Genomic DNA, 19384 nt, shown 5'->3' on the forward strand with positions numbered 1-19384 from the left:
CCCCTGAAGATTAATGGGGAGTAGAAATTGGAACAACATCCCTAGAGCGGGAGGTTGCAAAAAATGCCCACTTTTAGTACTATTTGACAATAGATTCTTGGTTACTTTTTCAATTGACCAAACTGAAAACGTGGGCGAAAAATCGTTCTCTCGTTTAATAAATTGCATGATATTGTAGGCTTCCCTAAAAATGTAGGCTTCCCTAAAAATAGGACAGTATAAAATTCGAATTTATTAATTTTAAATTTTAACTGTCACATGAAAAGAACAAAATTTACGGAAAGCCAGATTGTCAAGGCACTAAGGGAAAACGAACAGGGAAGATCCGTTGGCGATATTTCCAGGGAACTGGGTATCGACAAAAGTACATTTTACTACTGGCGCAAGAAATACGGAGGTATGGAGCAGCAGCAACTGAAACGTCTAAAGGAGCTCGAAGAAGAGAACAATAGGCTAAAACAAATGTATGCGGATGTTAGTCTGGACAATAAAATGTTAAAGGACGTTTTGTCAAAAAAGTTCTAAGGCCTTCCGACAAGAGAGTTCGAGCAAAATATCTCATCAAACAATATACGGTTCCCATATTACGTGCGTGTAAACTTGTTGATTTAAGCAGATCAATGTGGTATTACCAAAGTAGACGGGATGACAGCGAAGTCATCGACAAGCTAACCGAGTTGGCCGAATCATATCCGACCCGGGGTTTTGATGAGTATTATCATAAGATCCGTCGTGAGGGCCTAAAATGGAATCGAAAGCGTGTGTTGCGTGTGTACCGCAATATGAAGCTGGGCCTTAGGCGCAAGCACAAGAAACGTTTGGTAAAACGTGTAAAGCAACCCTTGGAAGCACCTTCACAGCTCAATGAATGCTGGAGCATGGACTTTATGAGCGATGCGCTTAGCGATGGCAGAAAAGTACGCGTATTCAACGTTATTGACGACTGTAACCGTGAAGCTATCGCCATTGATGCCGGACTATCCTATCCGGCACGGGCGGTCATTGAAACATTGGAAAACCTGAAAGAAGATATAGGGACTCCCAAATATATAAGATGTGATAACGGACCGGAATTTATCTCAAAGACATTTATGAACTGGTGTAAAAAGAACTTTATAGAAATCAAATACACCCAACCTGGAAAACCGATGCAGAACGGATACATAGAACGGTTCAACCGCTTTTTTAGAGAAGACATATTGGACGCTTATTATTTTAATGACGTATATCAGCTCCAAAAGATAAGCGATAACTGGCGGGAGGACTATAATTTTAACCACCCACATAAATCTCTGGGCAATAAATCGCCCAAAGAATATATGCCCAGATTTGATGAAGAATTTAAATTCTTCATCAAATCTGACCTAAACAACAATTATTTATCGAATTTAGAGGTGTCCTAAAAAGGGGAAGGCTACAGTTCCGAAAGATGAATTTTCAGGCTCTGCGCTTCAACGTAAGAAAAAAGAACCTGAAAAGGATAAGTCCAAACCAAAATCCAAAAAGACTGATGGAAAAATAAAACTGCGGTCCCTTTCAAGGAGGTCAAAGCAAAAAATCAGGAAGAAAATAACCTGCTTTGCAAGATGCTATAAGCGATTAAGTTTTGTTACCCTCACATTTTTGAACAAGGTAGAAGATAAACAGGCTGTGGATGTCCTTAGAAAATTCTTGGACAACGTTAAAAAACGCAGTACCGATTTTCAATATGTATGGGTAGCGGAACGGCAAACCAAAAACGCAGAATTTGAGGGCAATGTTCACTTCCATATCATCACCAATAAATATTGGAAAATAGACAAATGGTGGAATTATTGGTTGAATTTGCAAAAAAAGAACGGGATAGAACCTAGGGAAAAGGATTTCAAGCCCTCTAGTGCATTTGATGTAAAGCAATTAAATTCGAGTAACATCAGGTCAATTGCATCTTACGTAACCAAGTACGTTACCAAGAACAATGCAAAGTTTAAATGCCAGGTCTGGAACTGTTCTAGGCGCGTTTCTGAACTGTACACAGACTTTTATACTACTACGGAGTTTACAGACCATTTTAAGCGTCTAAAAGCCGTTTTAAAGGAAACTGTGATTTTAGGGGAAAGAAATCAACCCGCCCTGAACATAAAAATGATTGACCTGAATAGGCAAACCTTACCACTGTACAAAAGATTGGACGATAAAAACAAAACACTTAAATAAAACTATAAATATGAAAACACAAAAAGAAAATATATTGGAAAATTACTTATATGATATCAATTTGGCTGATGAACTTTTTATCACTCTAAACATAGACAAAATAAACACAAACGGCGATAATTTTAGACAATACACTGTTGATGCAATGGATATTGAACACACAATATTTTGTATTGCATTCTATCATATAGGAAAAAACACAATACTCACAATACTTGAAGGTGAAGAAACACTGTACCATCCCGAATATGAACTAAAAATAAACAGTCAATTTTTAATTACTAAAAATGAATTATCTGAAAACTTGGAAATTAGGGATTTAGCTAAATATGTTAATCCTGAAGTGGCTGATTTGGTTTTTGGGTACTTTGATTAATAATAAAGAAAAAGGTTCTGTAATACATATATTCAGAACCTTTTTTATTAGGATTATGATGATTATTCTAATCCGTTGGAAATTCAACAGTTTGATTTAGCAAAACCCTAATGTTTGAAATTTCATTTTTAATATTTTCATTATCGAAGGCATATATAAAATCAATATCCTTTTTAATTGTGGCTTCAATCTGTTTAAGTTGCCCCACAGCTTCCGGGGCAACAATCTCTAAAAGACATAGGTTCGCGTCATTTAAGTTTGTAATTGTAAAAGCATAGGCATTTTCATCTGTTTCCTTTATCTTTTTTAAAGACAATTGTAGTTTACTTGATAAGCCATGAGATTTGGCCGCCACAATATAGAAATGAAAGGCATTTACATAATCATTTTTCGCTTGGTAATATTGACCAATAGATGTATTAAGATTGCCCTGTGTTAAATGTAAAGTCATTTGTGTTGAACTCAATTCAGTCTTATATACATCTAATTTTTTGTTTTGACTATTAATTCTTTTTAAAGTAAATTTCTTAATCTGCTTTATTTCGTAACGAAAAGCTGTGAATGATATCAATGCAACTAATGCTAAAATGCCAGAAATAATTAGGGCAAATCTGGTTGATTGTTCTGACAACGCAGATGAATAGTAATCTTCCTTAACTCTATAAAAAAGGTTTTCCTTTTCTAAAGAATCTAAATTCGACCTAGTCAAAAGGAGTTGCTCTATCGCTTGATTATTAATCTTGTTGTAATTCTCGTTAACAATACTAATACTGTCAATTCTTTTATTTATTATTTCCCATTGTTCTTTGGAAGTAAAATTCTGGGAAGCAACTGTTAATGATGTCAAAAACAGCAAAAGTAAAATAAGAGTTTTATTCATGACATTGACTTATTACTTTTTAGTTGGAATTAAGGATTTCTTTTAAAGTAGATATACTTAAAGTACTTATTTCCTTATGTAGCATTCTATGACAATTAGAACAAACCAGGGCAAGGTCCGAAAGTTTTGTTTCTGTGTTTGGCTCCAATTCTGAAAGTGGCGTCTTGTGGTGACATTCAATAAAGCCTTTGCCTAATTCACCATATTTCAAATAGAAATCAAATCCACATACCTCGCAATCTAACTTTCCATTAGACTTAAAATAACTATTCTTTTTAGCCTTAATAATTTTAGTATTACGCTCTCGGAATTTATGAAGCTTATAAATTACTTGACTGAACTTGCAACAAAAAACGGGACAAAAAGTTAAGCTACATTTTTAAATTGCATTATTTGTTCAAATTCTAGTATTGTGCGGTTACCCAGAGCTGAATGTCTTCTGTTTCGGTTATACCAGGTTTCTATCCACTCGAACACAGATATAGCGGCCTGTTCTTTTCTCTTATAACGGGTCCTGTATATGAGTTCTACCTTTATGGATTTAAAGAAGCTTTCCGCAACGGCATTGTCCCAACAGTTCCCTTTCCTGCTCATACTCTGCTGAACTCCTTCATAACTGCCCAATAGGTTTCTAAAGGCATTGCAGGCATATTGTACGCCCCTATCCGAATGGAATATCAATTTTCCCGAAAGCGGTCTGTTTTTAACAGCCATTCTCCATGCGGCCATACAAGTGTTTGCGGCACTCAGATCGCTACTGAGTGACCAACCTATGACCTTACGGTCGAAAAGGTCAATAATTATCGTTAAGTAAAGCCATCCCCTCCCGGTCTTTATGTAGGTGATGTCCGATACCCAGGCCCGGGCCTTAGCTTGCGCTGAAAAGTTTCTGTCCAATTTATTTTCTGCTACCGGATATTTGTGTTTGGAATCGGTGGTGACCACAAACTTTTTAGCATGCACGGCCCGTATACCTTTTTGTTTCATCAGCCGGGCCACCCGTGGCCTGGACACATCGAATCCTTGGGCCCTGAGCTCATCGGTTATCCGCGGGCTTCCGTAGGTCGCCTTACTTTTCTGGTGTATCCGCCCAATTTGAAAAAGTAGCATCCGGTTCTCATTGTCCCGGTCGCAAGGAAGCATTCTTTGACTTCTGTAAAACCCACTTTTGCTCACTTTAAAAACTTTGCACATCTTCCCAACATGAAATTCCAATCGGTGGTCCTTCATGAATTTGTAGATTTCCTGTCGCTCGCGGAGAAGATGCCTATCGCCTTTTTTAAGATATCCCGCTCCATGGTTACATCGGCGAGCTCCCTTTTTAACCTGGCAACTTCTTTTGCTTCCGGGGTGAGCTGTTTATTCCCGTTGCCACTAAAGGACAGGGAAGGATCATGGGCAAACTCTCGTCTCCAGCGATAGAGAAGTTCCGATCTGACACCCAGTTCACGGGCAATATCGTTCACATTGCCACGAACGTGGCTCAATTCCACCGCCTTTTGTTTAAATTCTTTACTGTAGATTCTTCTGTTTTCTTTCATCGTTTTAACAAGTTAAGGATTTTTCAATATTGCCCTTAACTAAGTGTCCCAACAAATGTAGCAAGACCAGACCTTCTTTAACTGAACTTAATTCTTCATCGTTTTCAACATTTGAAAGGCTTAAATTAAGACTTGTTTTATTTACAGTTGATTTTATTTGATTTGCAATTTTAAATAGTTCATTCTTTCGATTAACAAACTCCTCAAAAATCTCCTTATCCAATCTACTATACGATTGCATTCCTTTTTGATTACTGTTCGGGTCAATAGCTAAGAAGTTACTAAGTTTGAGACTTGCTCCATTAGGGTTCCTAAACTTAACAGCATCTGGTCGCTCTTCGTGTAAAGGCAATTTATTTAGGAGTTCAGAAAGTGTAATTATCGCGGGATTCCTGGAATGGATTTGCCCAGGCTCTATTTTGAAGTATAAATCTAAAGCCAGGATTATTTCATCTCGATGCCATTTCGGATTGCGCATTAATTTTCCTCTTTTTTAGATTAAGTTCTCATAAAACTAATAAATAATGTCGTATAAATGTTTAGTAAGTTATAGCATTCTATAATTATACTAATGCCCTATATTTCCTAAAACTTGAAATATAGGCAATGTGTTCTTTCTTATATTTACAGTCAAAATTCATTAACCCTCACTTTTCCTCTATGAAATATGCAATAATTACTACTATTATAACGGCATTAGGAGCAATACTTTTATTATTTATAGATACAGGTCTAACTAAAAATGATAAGTCATTTATAATTACAATTCTCGTCATTTTGTTCCTTTCGGGTGTATATTTTTCAATTAAGGACATTCGTGAGAAAAAATTAGAATCTGTAAAATTTGAAAATAAATTAGACGGGACTTTAAATAATACTGAAAATATCAAGCTTAAAGCTGATAAAATAATTTCAAATCTGGATGAAAGCCTTGAAGAAGCACTTAAAATTAGTGATTCTATTAAAGGCTTCAATAAGACATTAGGGGTAATTGAGCAAAATGTCTCTAATCAAATTAGAATTTTGAATAAGACACTAAAACAAACTGAAATCTTCGAAAGAAAAGTGCAGGAACAATTGACGTTGGATAAAGCTCGGTTTGCTCTAGAAAAAGCTGATATTATCGTTTATGGTGCAGATGTGATGTTAGTAATATCACCCAGAGATTCAAGCAAGTTGTCCGTTGAATATAAATTATATAATTCAGGTAAAAGATCAGCTATCAATATCAATCACAAATTTGCCCTCATAGGTTTTGATAATAATGATAGTATTCTTGGGTTTGAAACATCGAAAGAATATGAAAAAGGACAATTGAAAGGAGATATTGCTGCTTTTGAAAAAGTAACCAGTTTTCCGTTTCTTCCCTTAAATTCTTTGGATTCTCACTCAAGTATTGTATTAATCATAAAACTAAATTTTAAAGATGAATCTGATAATGAAGATATTCAAAAGAATTTCTTTTTCCAGTGGACAAGAAAACAAAATCAAGACCATCAATTTTATTCCATCAAAGATAATTTTAGGAATAGATGCATCAAATATATTAAGGAAAAAAACATTGATATTTTAATTGATTAACAAGAATTCAGTTTCAATCAATTCGTAACCGACATAGTGATATCCCAATACAATAACTTACCTGTCTCCCTCAACCGAAAAGAACAATTAGAATTTGCACTGGTTTTATTCCGCCCCGTATTCCGCCCCTGAAATAAAAAAAGCCCCGTAAACGTAGTGTTTACAGGGCTTATCAAGCGATTTCTGTGGTCCCACCTGGGCTCGAACCAGGGACCACCTGATTATGAGTCAGTACAAATATGGTCTCATATAACTTAATATGGCTTGAAATGCCCATTTTACGGGTATTTTTCATATCTTCAATATCACATTAAACCATCTGAAATCAAAAAAAGCACGCCGAAAGCACGCCGAAAAAAACACTCACTTTTTATGGCCACTATTAAGATAGCCCTTGATAAACGGGCAGACCACACTACCAAAGATAATAAACACCCGTTGGTTTTACGCATAGGGCACGCCGGAAAAACACGAGATATTCCATTCAATTTACACTTAAAAGAAAATCAATACAATTTTAACACTGGAAAAATAACAGGTATATTGAATGCCGTGCGCCATACCAAGCGAACCCATAAAATCTATTCCGATGTGGATTTATGGGTCCATGAAAACCAGGGCGGAATCAAGAAATGGGAAATGGATCGTTTGAAATCAGAAATTGAAGAACGCTTTTTTAAAATTTCACCGTCCCGGACCATCTTAAACCATGGAGGGAAATATCTTTCTCGCTTGCGCCTGGAACAACGCTTTTCCACCGCCAGTTCTTACGAAGATGCATTAAAGTCCCTGATTAAATTTAGGAGACATTTAAAAGGAATGACGGACACTAAAATAAAAACTCTTTATGAAATCAAAGAAGACAAATTGGTGCCTCTTGATGAATTCAAGGATTTGGACATGGAAATCAAGGCCATAGACTATGGTTTTGCGAAGGACTTTAAAGCCTATTTAAGTAACCGCTATAAATCAAAAAATACGCCGGCAATATTCCTAAGAAGTTTACAAGCTATTATGAACGATGCAGGTAAGACTTTTGAGGATCTAAGAAGCCATAAGCCATTATCGAACATCAAAAAGAAGAGCCATGCGAATGCTCCTGCCCCACTTGATTTGGAGGATATTCATAAAATTAGAATGTTGGAATTAGAGCCTAGAACCCCGATTTGGGACAATCGAAATTATCTATTGTTCATGTTCAATAATATGGGAATGAATTTTTTTGACATGGCAATATTAAAACGTTTCCAGTTTGAGGATAATCGTATCAAGTATTTTCGAAAAAAAACTCATTATGAGGGGGATTATTTTAGCGTACTGCAGAGTGATGAATCATTAAAAATTATAAATCATTATTTAAACGGTCAAAAAGATAACGAATACCTATTTCCAATCATACCTGAAAATACTTCACCAGAACGCTTGCATAAAGTAAACAAAGCAAAAGCAAAAATTTTCAATGAGTATGCAGCGAGAATTGCCGCCTTGTTGGGAATAGAAAAAAAGATTACTACATACACGCTTCGGGACACGTGGACTAATATTGGTCTTGACATGGGAATAGACATCCGTAAAATATCTTCCGGACTTGGTCATTCGAGTGTTCAAGTGACCGAGAAGCACTATGGCAAAAGCGTTACGGCAAAAATACTCGATGAAATTAATGCCAAGATTACTGGAGCATAAAAAGCAATTTTATAATGACAGGTATTTGAGTCCTATACGTCTACAATTCAATTTTGGAAAGCCAAGAAGTAAACAAGTTGAAATTTAAGCATTCATCCAAAGTCCATAAATGAACCATCATCGAACAATGCCCCTATTTTAATTCCAAAAATATAATTTGCGCCCATATTTCATCTTACGCACTCGAATTTTTTATATATTGCGCCTAAATTCTACTTTTTATGTCTTCTAGCCCTCATTTTTCAACTCATGCACCCATTTTTCAAGGAAGAAAAGTTCCTGAAGAAGGAGTCATTGTCGGATATGCTGCCATTATTCAAAAATTAGGGTTAAAAGTACCTATGCCAAGTCAAATCGCATTGGTCTGCCAGCAAAACAAAAAATATCAATCCGAAGATTGGAACGTTTTACCAAAAAGTTACTTGCCGGATGACAATGGAAATCTCACAGAAATAGAAGCGCTTTACAAACACTTGGTATTTTCGTTAAAATATGAAGGCATCAATCTTTTGTTTTTTAGCTTTCTAGCCAAACACTATTACGAGGAACAACTATCAATTTTGGTAAGCATAGAACCAACCGGGCAGTACAGCAGACGTATTTGGTTCTTGCTAGAATGGATTATGCAGAAACCTTTGGCAGGAAAAGAAGATCTGACCAAGAAAAGTTATGTGCCATTATTGGATGAAAATCTGCAATATGCTATAGAAGGTATAAGGTCATCTCGGCATTTAATTATCAACAATCTACCAGGCACCCCTGATTTCTGTCCTCTCATATTCAAGACTGAAAAGTTAGAGAATTACATTTCCTCTAAACTTTCAGAACGAGAAAACGAGTACTTAAAAGGAATCCGCAAAGACATTCTGCAACGTGCCGCGGCATTTCTACTATTGAAGGATTCCAAAGCATCGTTCACAATCGAAGGGGAGAGTCCTCGAAGTAAAAGGGCTGCCCGCTGGGGACAAGCCATAGGCCAAGCTGGCTATAGTGATCTTAGCAAAGAGGAATTCATCCGTCTCCAACAAATTGTAATAGAGAATCCAAGGTTTATAGATATTGGTTTTCGAAAAAAGGGAGGATTTGTGGGAGAGCATGACCGCACAACTGGGGAACCTATTCCAGATCATTTCTCTGCACGCTGGCAGGATATAGAAAAATTGATCAACGGTCTTTTGGAAACCAATCGACTGCTGTTGAGTACCAATATGGATGCGGTATTGATTGCAGCTTCGATTGCCTTTGGTTTTGTTTTTATCCACCCTTTACAGGATGGCAATGGCCGGATACACCGCTACCTTATTCATCATATCTTGGCAAAAAAACAATTTTCGCAACAAGGCATCATATTTCCAATATCCGCTTCTATTTTGGATCATATCACCGATTACAGAAAAGTACTGGAGGCCTATTCCCATCCGCTGTTGGATTTTATTGAATGGAAAGAGACACCTGACCATAATGTAGAGGTTATCAATGAAACTCTAGATTACTATCGTTACTATAATGCCACCAAACAGGCCGAGTTCTTGTTTGATTGTGTGAACGACACCATAGAGAACGTTATTCCCAAGGAAGTGGTCTATTTAAGAAAGTTTGACGCCTACAAAAGGTTCTTGGAAGATGAATATGAAATGCCAGATAAGATGATAGCAACATTGGTTCGCTTTTTGGAACAAAACGAGGGCCAGCTTTCCCAAAGAGCACGGAAAAAAGAGTTTAATCAGCTAAAAGATGAAGAAATCCATCGTATTGAAAAAAAGTTCAATGAAATCTTCAAATAATTATTCGACAGTTATGTTTTGGATGTAGCTATTGACTTGTTACTGCTATAAAATGCTGTTGATCAATGATTATTCTTAAACAAATTCCTTATTGATAAAATTAAGTTGGAAACCTTTATAATATCCTTGATTGATCGATTTCCCTGCTTTAAATTCTTTCATTTTTTTACTTTTCCTAAATCATCCTTAATTAACAAAATTATCGCTTTCTTAAATAACTATATTCTTATTTAAGATTTCTGTATAAAAGCTTAAATAGCTGGCTTCTTGTTCAAGCCTTTGAGGAAACATCCCCCCAACACCTAACTATCGTATCTCCACCAATTGAATTTCATTAACGTTTAGATAGATAGAACCCAATGGGGCATCCAAAGCATTTTGAATACTTTATCCTCTTCTTCCCCCTAACCACTAATAAATCACCCATAGTGAGCAAATTCCAATAACGGAACAGCTTTCCTGAAGTCTACATCGAAAGACCCCTGCCCTTATACTTGGAATAATCCGTCAGCTCATCCTTGAAGCCGTTGAAGGCTTCTTGGCTATTTCGGAGTGACGAACCGAAGTATCCAGGAAATTGTTGATTTAGCAAAAATGTACAATCTGGATAAAATTGATATTTCCATAATAGACGATCGTTTTCAAGAGATTGTTAAGGAAAAGGGCAGGGAGAACATAAAAATAGAATTTCTACGGAATATTATTAATGATGAACTCAAAGTACAAATGGTCAAGAACATTCATAAAATGACAAATCTTAGGGATGAATTGGAAAAGGTATAGGGCAAGTAGCATAAGAACAGCATGGATTCTATAGCAGCCATAAAGCACTTGTTGGACATTGCCCAGGAATTGGAGCAAGATGATATCAGAACAAAACAATTAGGTCCTAAAGAGGATGAACTGGCGTTTTACGACTTGTTGGCTGCAAACGAGAAATTATTGAACGTAAAGGGTCGTATTCAAGATTTAGTGCATTACGTAGTCGCATCGGTTAAGAAAAATCTACAACTGGATTGGACCAAGAAAGAAGATGCCAGGTCAGCAATACGCCTGGCGGTAAAAAAGGAACTGAATGGCAAGATCCCTTTCTGTGAATTGGGTAATCTTTTAAAAGAGTCAGTGGAACAGGCAGAAGGTCAGTATAAGGATTGGCCGTTGATGGGGTGATTACCTTGTGCATGGCAAGCATACTTTAGGTATAATTTGGGAAAAGATTTCGAATTCAACCTAGAAAATCATCAAAAACAAAAGTGTTCAGCTTTTTATATACTTAGCGGAATATTCACTTGGGGTACACTTATAATGGTTTTTAAATACTGTTGCAAAGTACTGGGAAGTTGAAAAACCACAACTATATCCAACGTCTGTTATATTCTTGGACTTATTCTCTCTTAATATTTCCGCAGCTGCATGAAGCCTCAAGTTGATTAAATAATCAATAGGGGTCATATTGGTAAGCTGTTTGCAATATTTGGACAGACTTGTCTTACCGATTCCGCAATGTTCTGCCATATCGTCAAGTGTCCATAACTTTTCGTAATCACTTCGTAAATAGTTCAAAAAAATTTCCACTGTACGCAAATTTAAGGTAAGGGATTCATCAAGTTTCACCTTGCCTGTTTTAAATAGGCAAAGTATTTCTAAGAGAAGGTCGTTAATTAAAATATTAAATTTAGATTGTGGGATTTCTAAATTACAATTATCGAGACAATATCCCAATTCTTTAAAACATTGCTGTATTTTTCTATCTGAGTTCCAAACCTGAATATCATTCTGCCTCAAAATGAGGGTTAAAAAGTCTAAATCCTGTTTTGAAAGTATAATCCAATCGGGCCATTCCCATTGTTGATGTGGTTGGCGTACTTGTACGTCAATGATCAACCAATGCAACTTTCCAACAGTGACTTCAGGATTCCCCACCTTATGAAGCTGCCATGGTCTGGTTACCGTTAAATTTCCAGGAACCAAATTAAATTGTTCTGTTTCGGTGGAAAAACTCAAGTTTCCAGATTCCAAAAAAGTAAACTCTATTCCTTCATTTCTGTGCCAATCCAAACCCCAATTTTGGTGTGTTTTAGCATCCCAATAACCAATACTTAAAATTCCCGGTAAAACTTCTTCAGGGAGCTCCGTTCCGGGATAATCCTCCCTCTTTAAGGCTCTCATTTCGAGTTCACCGGAATCTACCGCATTAATTAAGGGATCACAGCGGTCAGGGCGATATATTTTAGAAAAATCTTTACTTCCTTTCTTCCCCATAATACCTTTTTAATGGTTGCATTTTAATTTTCAATCTAAACATTTAAAACACTAACTATCAGCATCTACTAAATAAATTAACCCAAAAATGTCTCTGTACTTTAAAATAATTTTACAAAAAAAATATAATAACAGTATTCCAATTTTGTTTTGCAGTGGGTCTAAGTCCAAAAATAATGTACTGCTTTTTATCTGGATAGTTCTATGCTATCTTTTACATTTAAAATATAGCCAACCATCTTCTCCACATCCTCCTTGGCAAGTTGGGGGTGGGCACTCATAGGGCTCTGACCCCAAATCCCGCTTCCTCCTTCAATTACTTTATTTATAAGACTATCCACAATATCGGGTTGATCTTTATATTTCAAGGCAATTTCACGGAAGGAGGGTCCCACAGATTTTTGCTTCATGGAATGACAAGCCATACAATCACTTTTTTCCATCAAAGTAAGCCCTTTATCCTTATTCCTAGTACTCAAATGATGCCCACTGCTCGCTGTATCCTCAATTTCTGATTTTACAGTTGTCGATCCGTCTATGTGAATGTCTTTCCGAAATTCAAGTCTACTAAGCCTGGCATCTCTGTTGGGGGAGTACCAATTTTTGCCATACTCTAAAATGTACAAGGCTCCATCCGGACCCAATTCCATATCAATAATCTTTTCAAAATTCGTTGAGGGCATAAAAGGTTCCATGCCAACATAATTTCCGTGCTTATCAGTTCTTACTACCATAATCCAATTTCGCATCCAGTCATAAATAAAAATGCCATTGTCATAATATCTTGGAAGCTTCACATCTGATTGTAATTCCGCGTCAAAATGGTATACTGGGCCAGCCATGGCTGTACGTCCACCCTCGCCTACCAAGGGAAACTCGTCAGACTTCACGTAAGGATAATAAATTAAAGCAGGTTTTGCAGGCGGAAGTACCTTGGAACCTGTATTTCTTGGTGAATTGTTTATGGGAGCCTTGGTGTCGTAAGTTTCACTGATTGCTCCTGTTGTAAAATCGACCTTATTATATGCTTTATTGTTACCCACAAAATAAGGCCATCCAAAATTCCCTGCAGCACGCGCCTGATTAATTTCGTCGTAGCCGCGAGTACCTTGAATACTATCTTTCCCTGCATCGGGGCCAACATCACCCCAATAAAGCCAAGATGTTTTTGGATCAATTGAAATCCGAAATGAATTCCGGGTACCCATAACATAAATTTCTGGTTTTCCCTCTATGCCATCCATAGGAAACAAGTTCCCCGATGGAATGGTATAAGAACCGTCCGGTTCCGGTTTAATACGAAGAATTTTACCGCGAAGATCATTGGTATTGCCAGAAGAACGCTGAGCATCAAAATCCGTTCTACCCGGGCGCTCGTCTATAGGTGCATAACCATGGGAATCTCCAAAAGGATTTGTATTGTCCCCAATTGCTATAAACAAATTACCATTACCGTCAAAAGCAAGTGATCCACCCGTATGATTACTTTCTGAATGTTCTTCATGCACTTTCAAAATAATCTTTTCCGAACCCATGTCCAACATGCTAGTATCATCAAGGGAAAATCGCGAAATATGATATTCATAAAGTCCGTCAGGAGAAGAATACATTACATATATCCATCTAGTACTTTCAAAATTAGGATCAAGGGTCAATCCTAATAATCCGTCCTCATATTTATGGTAAACGGGAATTGTTCCTATTATTTTAGTAACCCCACTTCCCGGGTCAAACATCTTTATCATTCCTTTTCTTTCCACAAAAAATATTCGCCCGTTATTGGCAACCGCAAGTTCCATCGGCTCAGAAACATTGGTGCTATCCAACAATATGTTCCTTCTAAAATGTCCCTCCATCGGGGCTGCCAAGGTATTTGCCTTTGCATAATCCAAAGGAGCATTGTCATCCATAACATATTCGAGTCCATTCATAATATGCATTCTAAAAATACTGTCTATATATGCTTCAGGTCTATGACCTAATGCCGTATAAAAAGACCGCCCACCGTCAAATTTTTGTTTCCAAAAAATAGGGTGGTTATCGCCATGCTTACCTCCTTTAAAAGAACTTTCGTTTACCCTGGCTAATACCTTTATTTCTGGGCTAATAGAATCAAAATTGTACCATTCCTCCTTAAATCTCCATGGGTTTGGTAAACCCTTGGTAGCTGGGTCGATCAAATCTTCAATAATTATTTCTCCGGTCTGTAATTCTTCTGGGTGACTTTCAAACCTTGCTCCCATTAATTTGCCATACCATGGCCAAGAATATTCTGCACCACTGGCACCATGAATCCCCATTACCCCTCCTCCCGATTGCACATAACGTTTTAAGGCAGATTTTTGTCGATAGTCCAAAATCTCTCCGGTGTTACTAAGGAAGACGATTGCACTATAGTTTTTAAGGGAATCGTCCACAAAATAATCTACATTTTCCGTAGTGTCAACCATTAAATTATTTTCATTACCCAATTCTAAAAACATTGCTTTGCCATCCTCGATCGAAGCATGGCGAAATCCGAGGGTTTTTGAGAATACCAATACTCTCCTTTCCTTTCTTTGCTCCTCTTGACAAGATATAACAGCAAAAAGTACAATTATCATCAAAAAAAATATTCTGGTACCCCTAGACATCATGGTATTCCATTTATAGTTACAATTTTGAATTTTTATTCAGCTCCCAATGATTTTAAATACTTATAACTTTCCAGAACTGAATCTTGGCCTGCAATTTCCAAAGTGGAATGTCCATCGTAACCAGCTTTTACAAGTTCTTTATAAATTTCTTCAATACCAACTACCCCTGTTCCCAATGAGATCAGCGACATACCGCAACCATATAACTTTCCTCTCTGTTCCTCCATTTCTTGCGGAAGGTCCTTCCAATGAACATGTTCAATTTTTGATCCTAGTTTTTTGATCATAGCTATTGGATCTCCACCGCCCAACCATAAATTCCCTGTATCCAAATTAATGCCAAGTGCATCTGAATTACAGGCATCTATGATGCGCTCCATTTGTTTGATAGAATCAGTATACTTTCCATGTGGCTCCAATAAAATTTTGACACCATAATCTCTGGCCATCCTTAGCGGTTCATGCAATTTTTCCCTTATTGAAAATATGGCCTCATCATCAGTTAGGTTTTCCCCAAATTCGGTATGGGCATCTCCTTCTGTCGTTATTACATGCTCAACACCTATTGCCGCTGCCATTCGGATGGCTTTAACGATTTGCGCAGTACCATAGCGCCAGGGCGCAGAAGGATCAAGCAAAGTTGCATGTGCACAGACGCTAGTAATTGTAATGCCCCTGGACTCGAACAGCCTTTTTAAATCAAATGCATTAGCATCCAGACTTGCCACTGCGTTGAAACCAAAATGAGATCCTAAGCATGCCCCGTCAGCATTGTCTGTAATATCTGCATATTTAAACCCCCATTCCCTAATCTGATCTACTTGTTTGTCCAAAGTTTGAAATGGATTGATAAGCGCGAAGCACCCTACTTTAATTGCCATAGTAAAAATGTTTTATTATTGTTATACTAATTTTAATTTCCTATTCATCATTTAATTTACGCCTTCAAGGCTTCGTAAATAGCCCAATAGATCCTTAATATCAGAGTCGGTAAGCCCATTAAGTAATCCCTCAGGCATCAAGGAAGTCTTAATCATATTACTTGATTGAATATCCTTTCTACCTATTTTTATTTCTTCATTTCCGATTGTCATCATAACAATGTACTCCTTGTTAGAAGTTACCATTCTACCATCTATGATTGTCCCATCATTCTTTTTTATTTTAATATGATCAAAACCCGTTTTAATATTTCTATTGGGATCTGTTATAGACTCTAATAATTGTCCTCCTTGTAGTAATGTACCTATGCCACCAAGATCTGGACCAAGTAGTTGTTTTGAACCGTCTATCGAATGGCAAGTCATACATGCTCTACTTTTAAAGACACCCTCGCCATGATGAACATTGCCTTCAACAGCTGCAGTATTATCTTTCGGATTGTCTGGCTCTATGGAAGGCATATAAATAAATCTATAAATAGCACCCATAGGATTTTTATATGGAATATGATACGCCCCTTCTGTACCGAATTGAGAAACATACAAATCTCCTGTTTTGCCAAACTCAAGATCGGAAAGTTTAGCAATCTTATCGGCTATCGGAAATTCTTTTCCCTCATAAGTACCATCTTCATTTTTAACAAGATGGACTCTTGATATAGAACCATCCTCCCATTGACCATCGGGTCCATAAAAAGCAATAAACAAATCCCCTGAGGTCCTATCAAAATCATTCAATTTATCGTTAAAATCCATACCAACAGGAGCATAACCGTATTGCAATCTTAGAAAAGGTTCAATTGCTTTCCCTTGATCTTCATATTTGTTGGGATTGTTCCCATAAAAACCACTTTTTACAACATAGTTTAATTCTTCATACTTATTTTCGTTACCCCTGTTGTCATTAAAAAACAAATCTCCTTTTTCATTAAAAGCCAAATCATAGGCATACCGTAACCCAGTAGCATATCTTTCGTGTGATTGTCCATTGGGTGCAATTTTCAAAATACTGCCCCTAAGACGATTTGGATCCGGTGCAGGGTTGTCATTTAAGGCGTCCGTGCATAATATTGCGAATACATAGCCATCAGGACCAAATTCGAGTCCAAATGTCCAATCAAAATAATGCATGGTATATGGAAAATCATTGAAAAAGGTATAGCTCTTATCGGCTATTAGGTCCGCATCTACATCCTCATATACCCTTATTTCTTGGGTCGTGGCAACAAATAGTTCATTACCCCTAAATACCATACTTGTAGGATATCTTAGGCTGTCGTTAATAACATTACAATATAATTTGGCAAAGTCCTCCAAACCATCTCCATCAGTATCCTGCAAGGAAAAAATTTCCCCAGTATAATTGGCTACATACATTACCCCTCCTGGTCCCTCCGCAATGGCCGTAGGGTTCCATAATTTCACTCCATTCCTAATAGGCAATTTTACCGCAGCGTAACGACCATAGACCCGAACCGTTGTATCTATATTTTCCTTAACGGCCGTTTCCCATTCCCCTGTGTCTTTTGATGGTAATTTCCCTTCACCACACGCCAAATTCAAAAAAATGAAAATAAAAAGATTAAAAATTAGAATTCCATTTCTTAATTGAACTAAATAATTGATAATCAAATTTCCTGAATTCATTTTTAATCTAATTTAATATGGGGTATCTACTCAATTCCCGAGACCGTGAATTCAATTGTATCAAATAATACACGAAAAATGATTTTACAAACCCCAAGCTATATTATTAAACCTTTATTTTTCCCATCCAACATTCTGGATTAACAAGCCATCGGATAAATCAATTTCGTCCCACGGAATTTGTTGTAATCCAGAGGTTTTAAGAACATTATTCCCGTCTACAACTATATTTGTAGACCCATAAATGCTTGGCCCGTCTTTAACTACGATTCCGGGTGCAGGGATAGCGAGTATCTCGGCAGCCTTTTCCACACCCTGTCTTAAAACGTCATAATACCGGATTCCCTCACCGAAGAATTCCAAATGACGCTCATGCATGATATTCTCATAATTTGGAGTCACAGGGTTGGCATTAACATAATCCTGGCCATATGCTCTAATGCGAACAGCCTCCAGATTTGACTGTGCATCTATACCCATTTCGGCTGCCATTAACAACACATCTGCATATCTAATTAATGTATAATCCTGATACCAAGCACCAGCCCAATTTTTACCTCCACGTAAGGTACCATCCTGAAGACCTGGTTCTGCATTAAGCGGAATATATTTTTTATAATAAAATCCGGTAAATGAGCGCTGGTCCTTTGTACTCCACAAGTTGTACCCTACATCTCCCCGTTCTAATTGAAGGTTCAACAAAGAAGCCCCTCTTCTTGTATCTTCTTCCTCAAAAAGATCCCATCCTTTGGCAAACGGAAGACCGATTCCCCAACCTGTACCATATATGCTATCGGATTGAACCTGTCGAGGCCCTATCCATTTTGAAAACCCATTAAATGAATTCCCAGAGTATGAAGCTTTCATAGTCATTATAACCTCGGGATTATTTTCACCTAAGTAATCGGGGAAGTTTGGATTGATTTTCTGTGCTTCTGCAGTTCCCGTAACCCATAAGGTCTGAAAATTAGGAGCCAAAGAAAAGCCACCATTGTTGATAACATCGGATAAATACCCCTTAATCTCATTCTCGGTCAATATCCCATTTATATAGTTTATCAATGCAGCTTTATCTACTGACCCTTTGCCAACACCTAAGGGAATATCCTGGATTGTTTTACCATAATATCCTGTAGCAAATAAATACACTCTAGCCGCCAAGGCTTTTGCAGCCCACTCAGTCATTCTTCCAGTCGAAGTTGACGGAGAATAGGCTCCATTGTTTAAAAGGGACGCTGCATCTTTTAAATCCTGTAAAATCTGCCCATAAACCAAACTGGGATCCGCTTGTGCTTCTTTGGCAGGGTCTTCTGTCTTCTCTGTTATCAATGGCACATTTCCATATCGACGCGCAAGACAATAATAAATCCAAGCCCTTAAGACTTTTGTTTCCCCTTCCGCTTGTTCCTTTGTCAAATTCTCTCCACCTGGAACATTAGACCAATCTATATCATCTAATTTTCCTAACAAAGTATTCATTCGGCCAATTGCGACCCAAGCTGCCTTGTAATGAGCTTTGTAAATATTAAGAGAAGAAGGGTTGACCCCTATGTCGAAACGATCAACTGCATCCGCTTCGAAACCAATGCCTTGAGCTGATCCGGCAACCCCATCATCGCTTAGTATTTCAGCTGCAGTAAATTGTGCCCACCAGGAATATGAAGTATTGTCGTAATCCAAAAAAGCAGCATAACAGCCTATTAATGCTTGATAAGCATCCTGCTGGGTTTTAAAGAAAAATGGCTCTGTCTTTTCTGTAAGTGGCTCTGTATCCAAAAAATCATCACTACAGCTAATAATGAACGAAATTGATAACCCGACCAACAAAAATATTTTTATAGTTTTCATAATCGC

At 37.3% G+C, this 19384-nt stretch carries 16 protein-coding genes and 1 pseudogene; 8 read left to right on the forward strand and 9 right to left on the reverse strand.

Translation table 11 applies throughout. The annotated features are described in order from the left end of the window. Positions 1-258 precede the first annotated feature (258 nt). From U735_RS25820 to U735_RS0122780, 4 genes are all read left to right on the forward strand, one after another. A complete protein-coding gene (locus tag U735_RS25820) occupies positions 259-525 on the forward strand; it encodes a transposase (protein WP_031443010.1) in 267 nt (88 codons plus the stop codon). 35 nt (positions 526-560) lie between these two features. Then, positions 561-1403: an IS3 family transposase gene (locus U735_RS25630; RefSeq protein ID WP_232233225.1), complete on the forward strand. Its 843-nt coding sequence runs from the start codon at positions 561-563 to the stop codon at positions 1401-1403. 166 nt (positions 1404-1569) lie between these two features. After that, a complete protein-coding gene (locus tag U735_RS0122775; RefSeq protein ID WP_455550046.1) occupies positions 1570-2196 on the forward strand; it encodes a rolling circle replication-associated protein in 627 nt (208 codons plus the stop codon). A gap of 10 nt (positions 2197-2206) precedes the next feature. Next, on the forward strand, positions 2207-2572 hold the full coding sequence (locus U735_RS0122780; protein WP_031446028.1) for a hypothetical protein: 366 nt from the start codon (positions 2207-2209) through the stop codon (positions 2570-2572). Between the two features lie 67 nt (positions 2573-2639). Here the strand turns inward: U735_RS0122780 and U735_RS0122785 are convergent, their stop codons facing one another. The 4 genes from U735_RS0122785 to U735_RS25125 all read right to left on the reverse strand — a co-directional run bounded on the left by U735_RS0122785 (position 2640) and on the right by U735_RS25125 (position 5471). Next, positions 2640-3452 (reverse strand): hypothetical protein, encoded by an 813-nt coding sequence (locus U735_RS0122785; RefSeq protein ID WP_031446029.1) that lies wholly within the window; start codon positions 3450-3452, stop codon positions 2640-2642. Between the two features lie 19 nt (positions 3453-3471). Further along, positions 3472-3780, reverse strand: a complete 309-nt coding sequence (locus U735_RS26215; RefSeq protein WP_083260716.1) for an HNH endonuclease — start codon at positions 3778-3780, stop codon at positions 3472-3474. 38 nt (positions 3781-3818) lie between these two features. After that, positions 3819-4993, reverse strand: a protein-coding gene (locus tag U735_RS0122790; protein ID WP_232233195.1) for an IS3 family transposase whose coding sequence is annotated in 2 segments (ribosomal slippage) — positions 3819-4738 and positions 4738-4993 — 1176 coding nt in all. Because the reading frame shifts where the segments join, the coding sequence is not laid out codon by codon here. Between the two features lie 4 nt (positions 4994-4997). Continuing rightward, positions 4998-5471, reverse strand: coding sequence for a hypothetical protein (locus tag U735_RS25125; protein ID WP_051892306.1), 474 nt, complete (start codon positions 5469-5471; stop codon positions 4998-5000). A 182-nt stretch (positions 5472-5653) separates the two neighbouring features. On the opposite strand from U735_RS25125, the gene U735_RS0122805 reads away from it, so the two are divergent. The 4 genes and pseudogenes from U735_RS0122805 (at position 5654) to U735_RS26055 (ending at position 11214) form a co-directional block, all read left to right on the forward strand. Continuing rightward, positions 5654-6574, forward strand: coding sequence for a hypothetical protein (locus U735_RS0122805; protein WP_031446031.1), 921 nt, complete (start codon positions 5654-5656; stop codon positions 6572-6574). 372 nt (positions 6575-6946) lie between these two features. Next, positions 6947-8260, forward strand: a complete 1314-nt coding sequence (locus U735_RS0122810; protein WP_031446032.1) for a tyrosine-type recombinase/integrase — start codon at positions 6947-6949, stop codon at positions 8258-8260. A gap of 221 nt (positions 8261-8481) precedes the next feature. Beyond that, on the forward strand, positions 8482-10044 hold the full coding sequence (locus tag U735_RS0122815; RefSeq protein ID WP_031446033.1) for a Fic family protein: 1563 nt from the start codon (positions 8482-8484) through the stop codon (positions 10042-10044). 552 nt (positions 10045-10596) lie between these two features. Next, positions 10597-11214 (forward strand): annotated as a pseudogene (locus tag U735_RS26055) (type I restriction enzyme endonuclease domain-containing protein). Between the two features lie 87 nt (positions 11215-11301). On the opposite strand, the gene U735_RS0122835 reads toward U735_RS26055, so the two are convergent. The 5 genes from U735_RS0122835 to U735_RS0122855 all read right to left on the reverse strand — a co-directional run bounded on the left by U735_RS0122835 (position 11302) and on the right by U735_RS0122855 (position 19378). After that, positions 11302-12306: an AraC family transcriptional regulator gene (locus tag U735_RS0122835; RefSeq protein ID WP_034248702.1), complete on the reverse strand. Its 1005-nt coding sequence runs from the start codon at positions 12304-12306 to the stop codon at positions 11302-11304. 188 nt (positions 12307-12494) lie between these two features. Further along, the gene (locus U735_RS0122840; RefSeq protein WP_198036675.1) at positions 12495-14909 is read right to left on the reverse strand and encodes a ThuA domain-containing protein; all 2415 of its coding nucleotides are present in this window, start codon (positions 14907-14909) and stop codon (positions 12495-12497) included. Positions 14910-14974: 65 nt separating this feature from the next. Continuing rightward, a complete protein-coding gene (locus U735_RS0122845) occupies positions 14975-15823 on the reverse strand; it encodes a sugar phosphate isomerase/epimerase family protein (RefSeq protein ID WP_198036676.1) in 849 nt (282 codons plus the stop codon). 51 nt (positions 15824-15874) lie between these two features. Beyond that, on the reverse strand, positions 15875-17530 hold the full coding sequence (locus tag U735_RS0122850; protein ID WP_051892308.1) for a DUF7133 domain-containing protein: 1656 nt from the start codon (positions 17528-17530) through the stop codon (positions 15875-15877). Positions 17531-17644: 114 nt separating this feature from the next. Next, positions 17645-19378, reverse strand: a complete 1734-nt coding sequence (locus U735_RS0122855) for a RagB/SusD family nutrient uptake outer membrane protein (RefSeq protein WP_031446040.1) — start codon at positions 19376-19378, stop codon at positions 17645-17647. Positions 19379-19384 lie beyond the last annotated feature (6 nt).

The organism is Arenibacter algicola (assembly GCF_000733925.1).
In the GTDB taxonomy this organism is placed as follows: domain Bacteria; phylum Bacteroidota; class Bacteroidia; order Flavobacteriales; family Flavobacteriaceae; genus Arenibacter; species Arenibacter algicola.

Coding starts and splice junctions, on each gene's coding strand:
- U735_RS0122810 (WP_031446032.1), top strand. CDS start 6,947: ATGGCCACTATTAAGATAGCCCTTGATAAACGGGCAGACCACACTACC.
- U735_RS0122855 (WP_031446040.1), bottom strand. CDS start 19,378: ATGAAAACTATAAAAATATTTTTGTTGGTCGGGTTATCAATTTCGTTC.
- U735_RS0122780 (WP_031446028.1), top strand. CDS start 2,207: ATGAAAACACAAAAAGAAAATATATTGGAAAATTACTTATATGATATC.
- U735_RS0122805 (WP_031446031.1), top strand. CDS start 5,654: ATGAAATATGCAATAATTACTACTATTATAACGGCATTAGGAGCAATA.
- U735_RS25125 (WP_051892306.1), bottom strand. CDS start 5,471: ATGCGCAATCCGAAATGGCATCGAGATGAAATAATCCTGGCTTTAGAT.
- U735_RS0122850 (WP_051892308.1), bottom strand. CDS start 17,530: ATGAATTCAGGAAATTTGATTATCAATTATTTAGTTCAATTAAGAAAT.
- U735_RS0122845 (WP_198036676.1), bottom strand. CDS start 15,823: ATGGCAATTAAAGTAGGGTGCTTCGCGCTTATCAATCCATTTCAAACT.
- U735_RS0122835 (WP_034248702.1), bottom strand. CDS start 12,306: ATGGGGAAGAAAGGAAGTAAAGATTTTTCTAAAATATATCGCCCTGAC.
- U735_RS0122840 (WP_198036675.1), bottom strand. CDS start 14,909: ATGATAATTGTACTTTTTGCTGTTATATCTTGTCAAGAGGAGCAAAGA.
- U735_RS0122785 (WP_031446029.1), bottom strand. CDS start 3,452: ATGAATAAAACTCTTATTTTACTTTTGCTGTTTTTGACATCATTAACA.
- U735_RS25820 (WP_031443010.1), top strand. CDS start 259: ATGAAAAGAACAAAATTTACGGAAAGCCAGATTGTCAAGGCACTAAGG.
- U735_RS0122815 (WP_031446033.1), top strand. CDS start 8,482: ATGTCTTCTAGCCCTCATTTTTCAACTCATGCACCCATTTTTCAAGGA.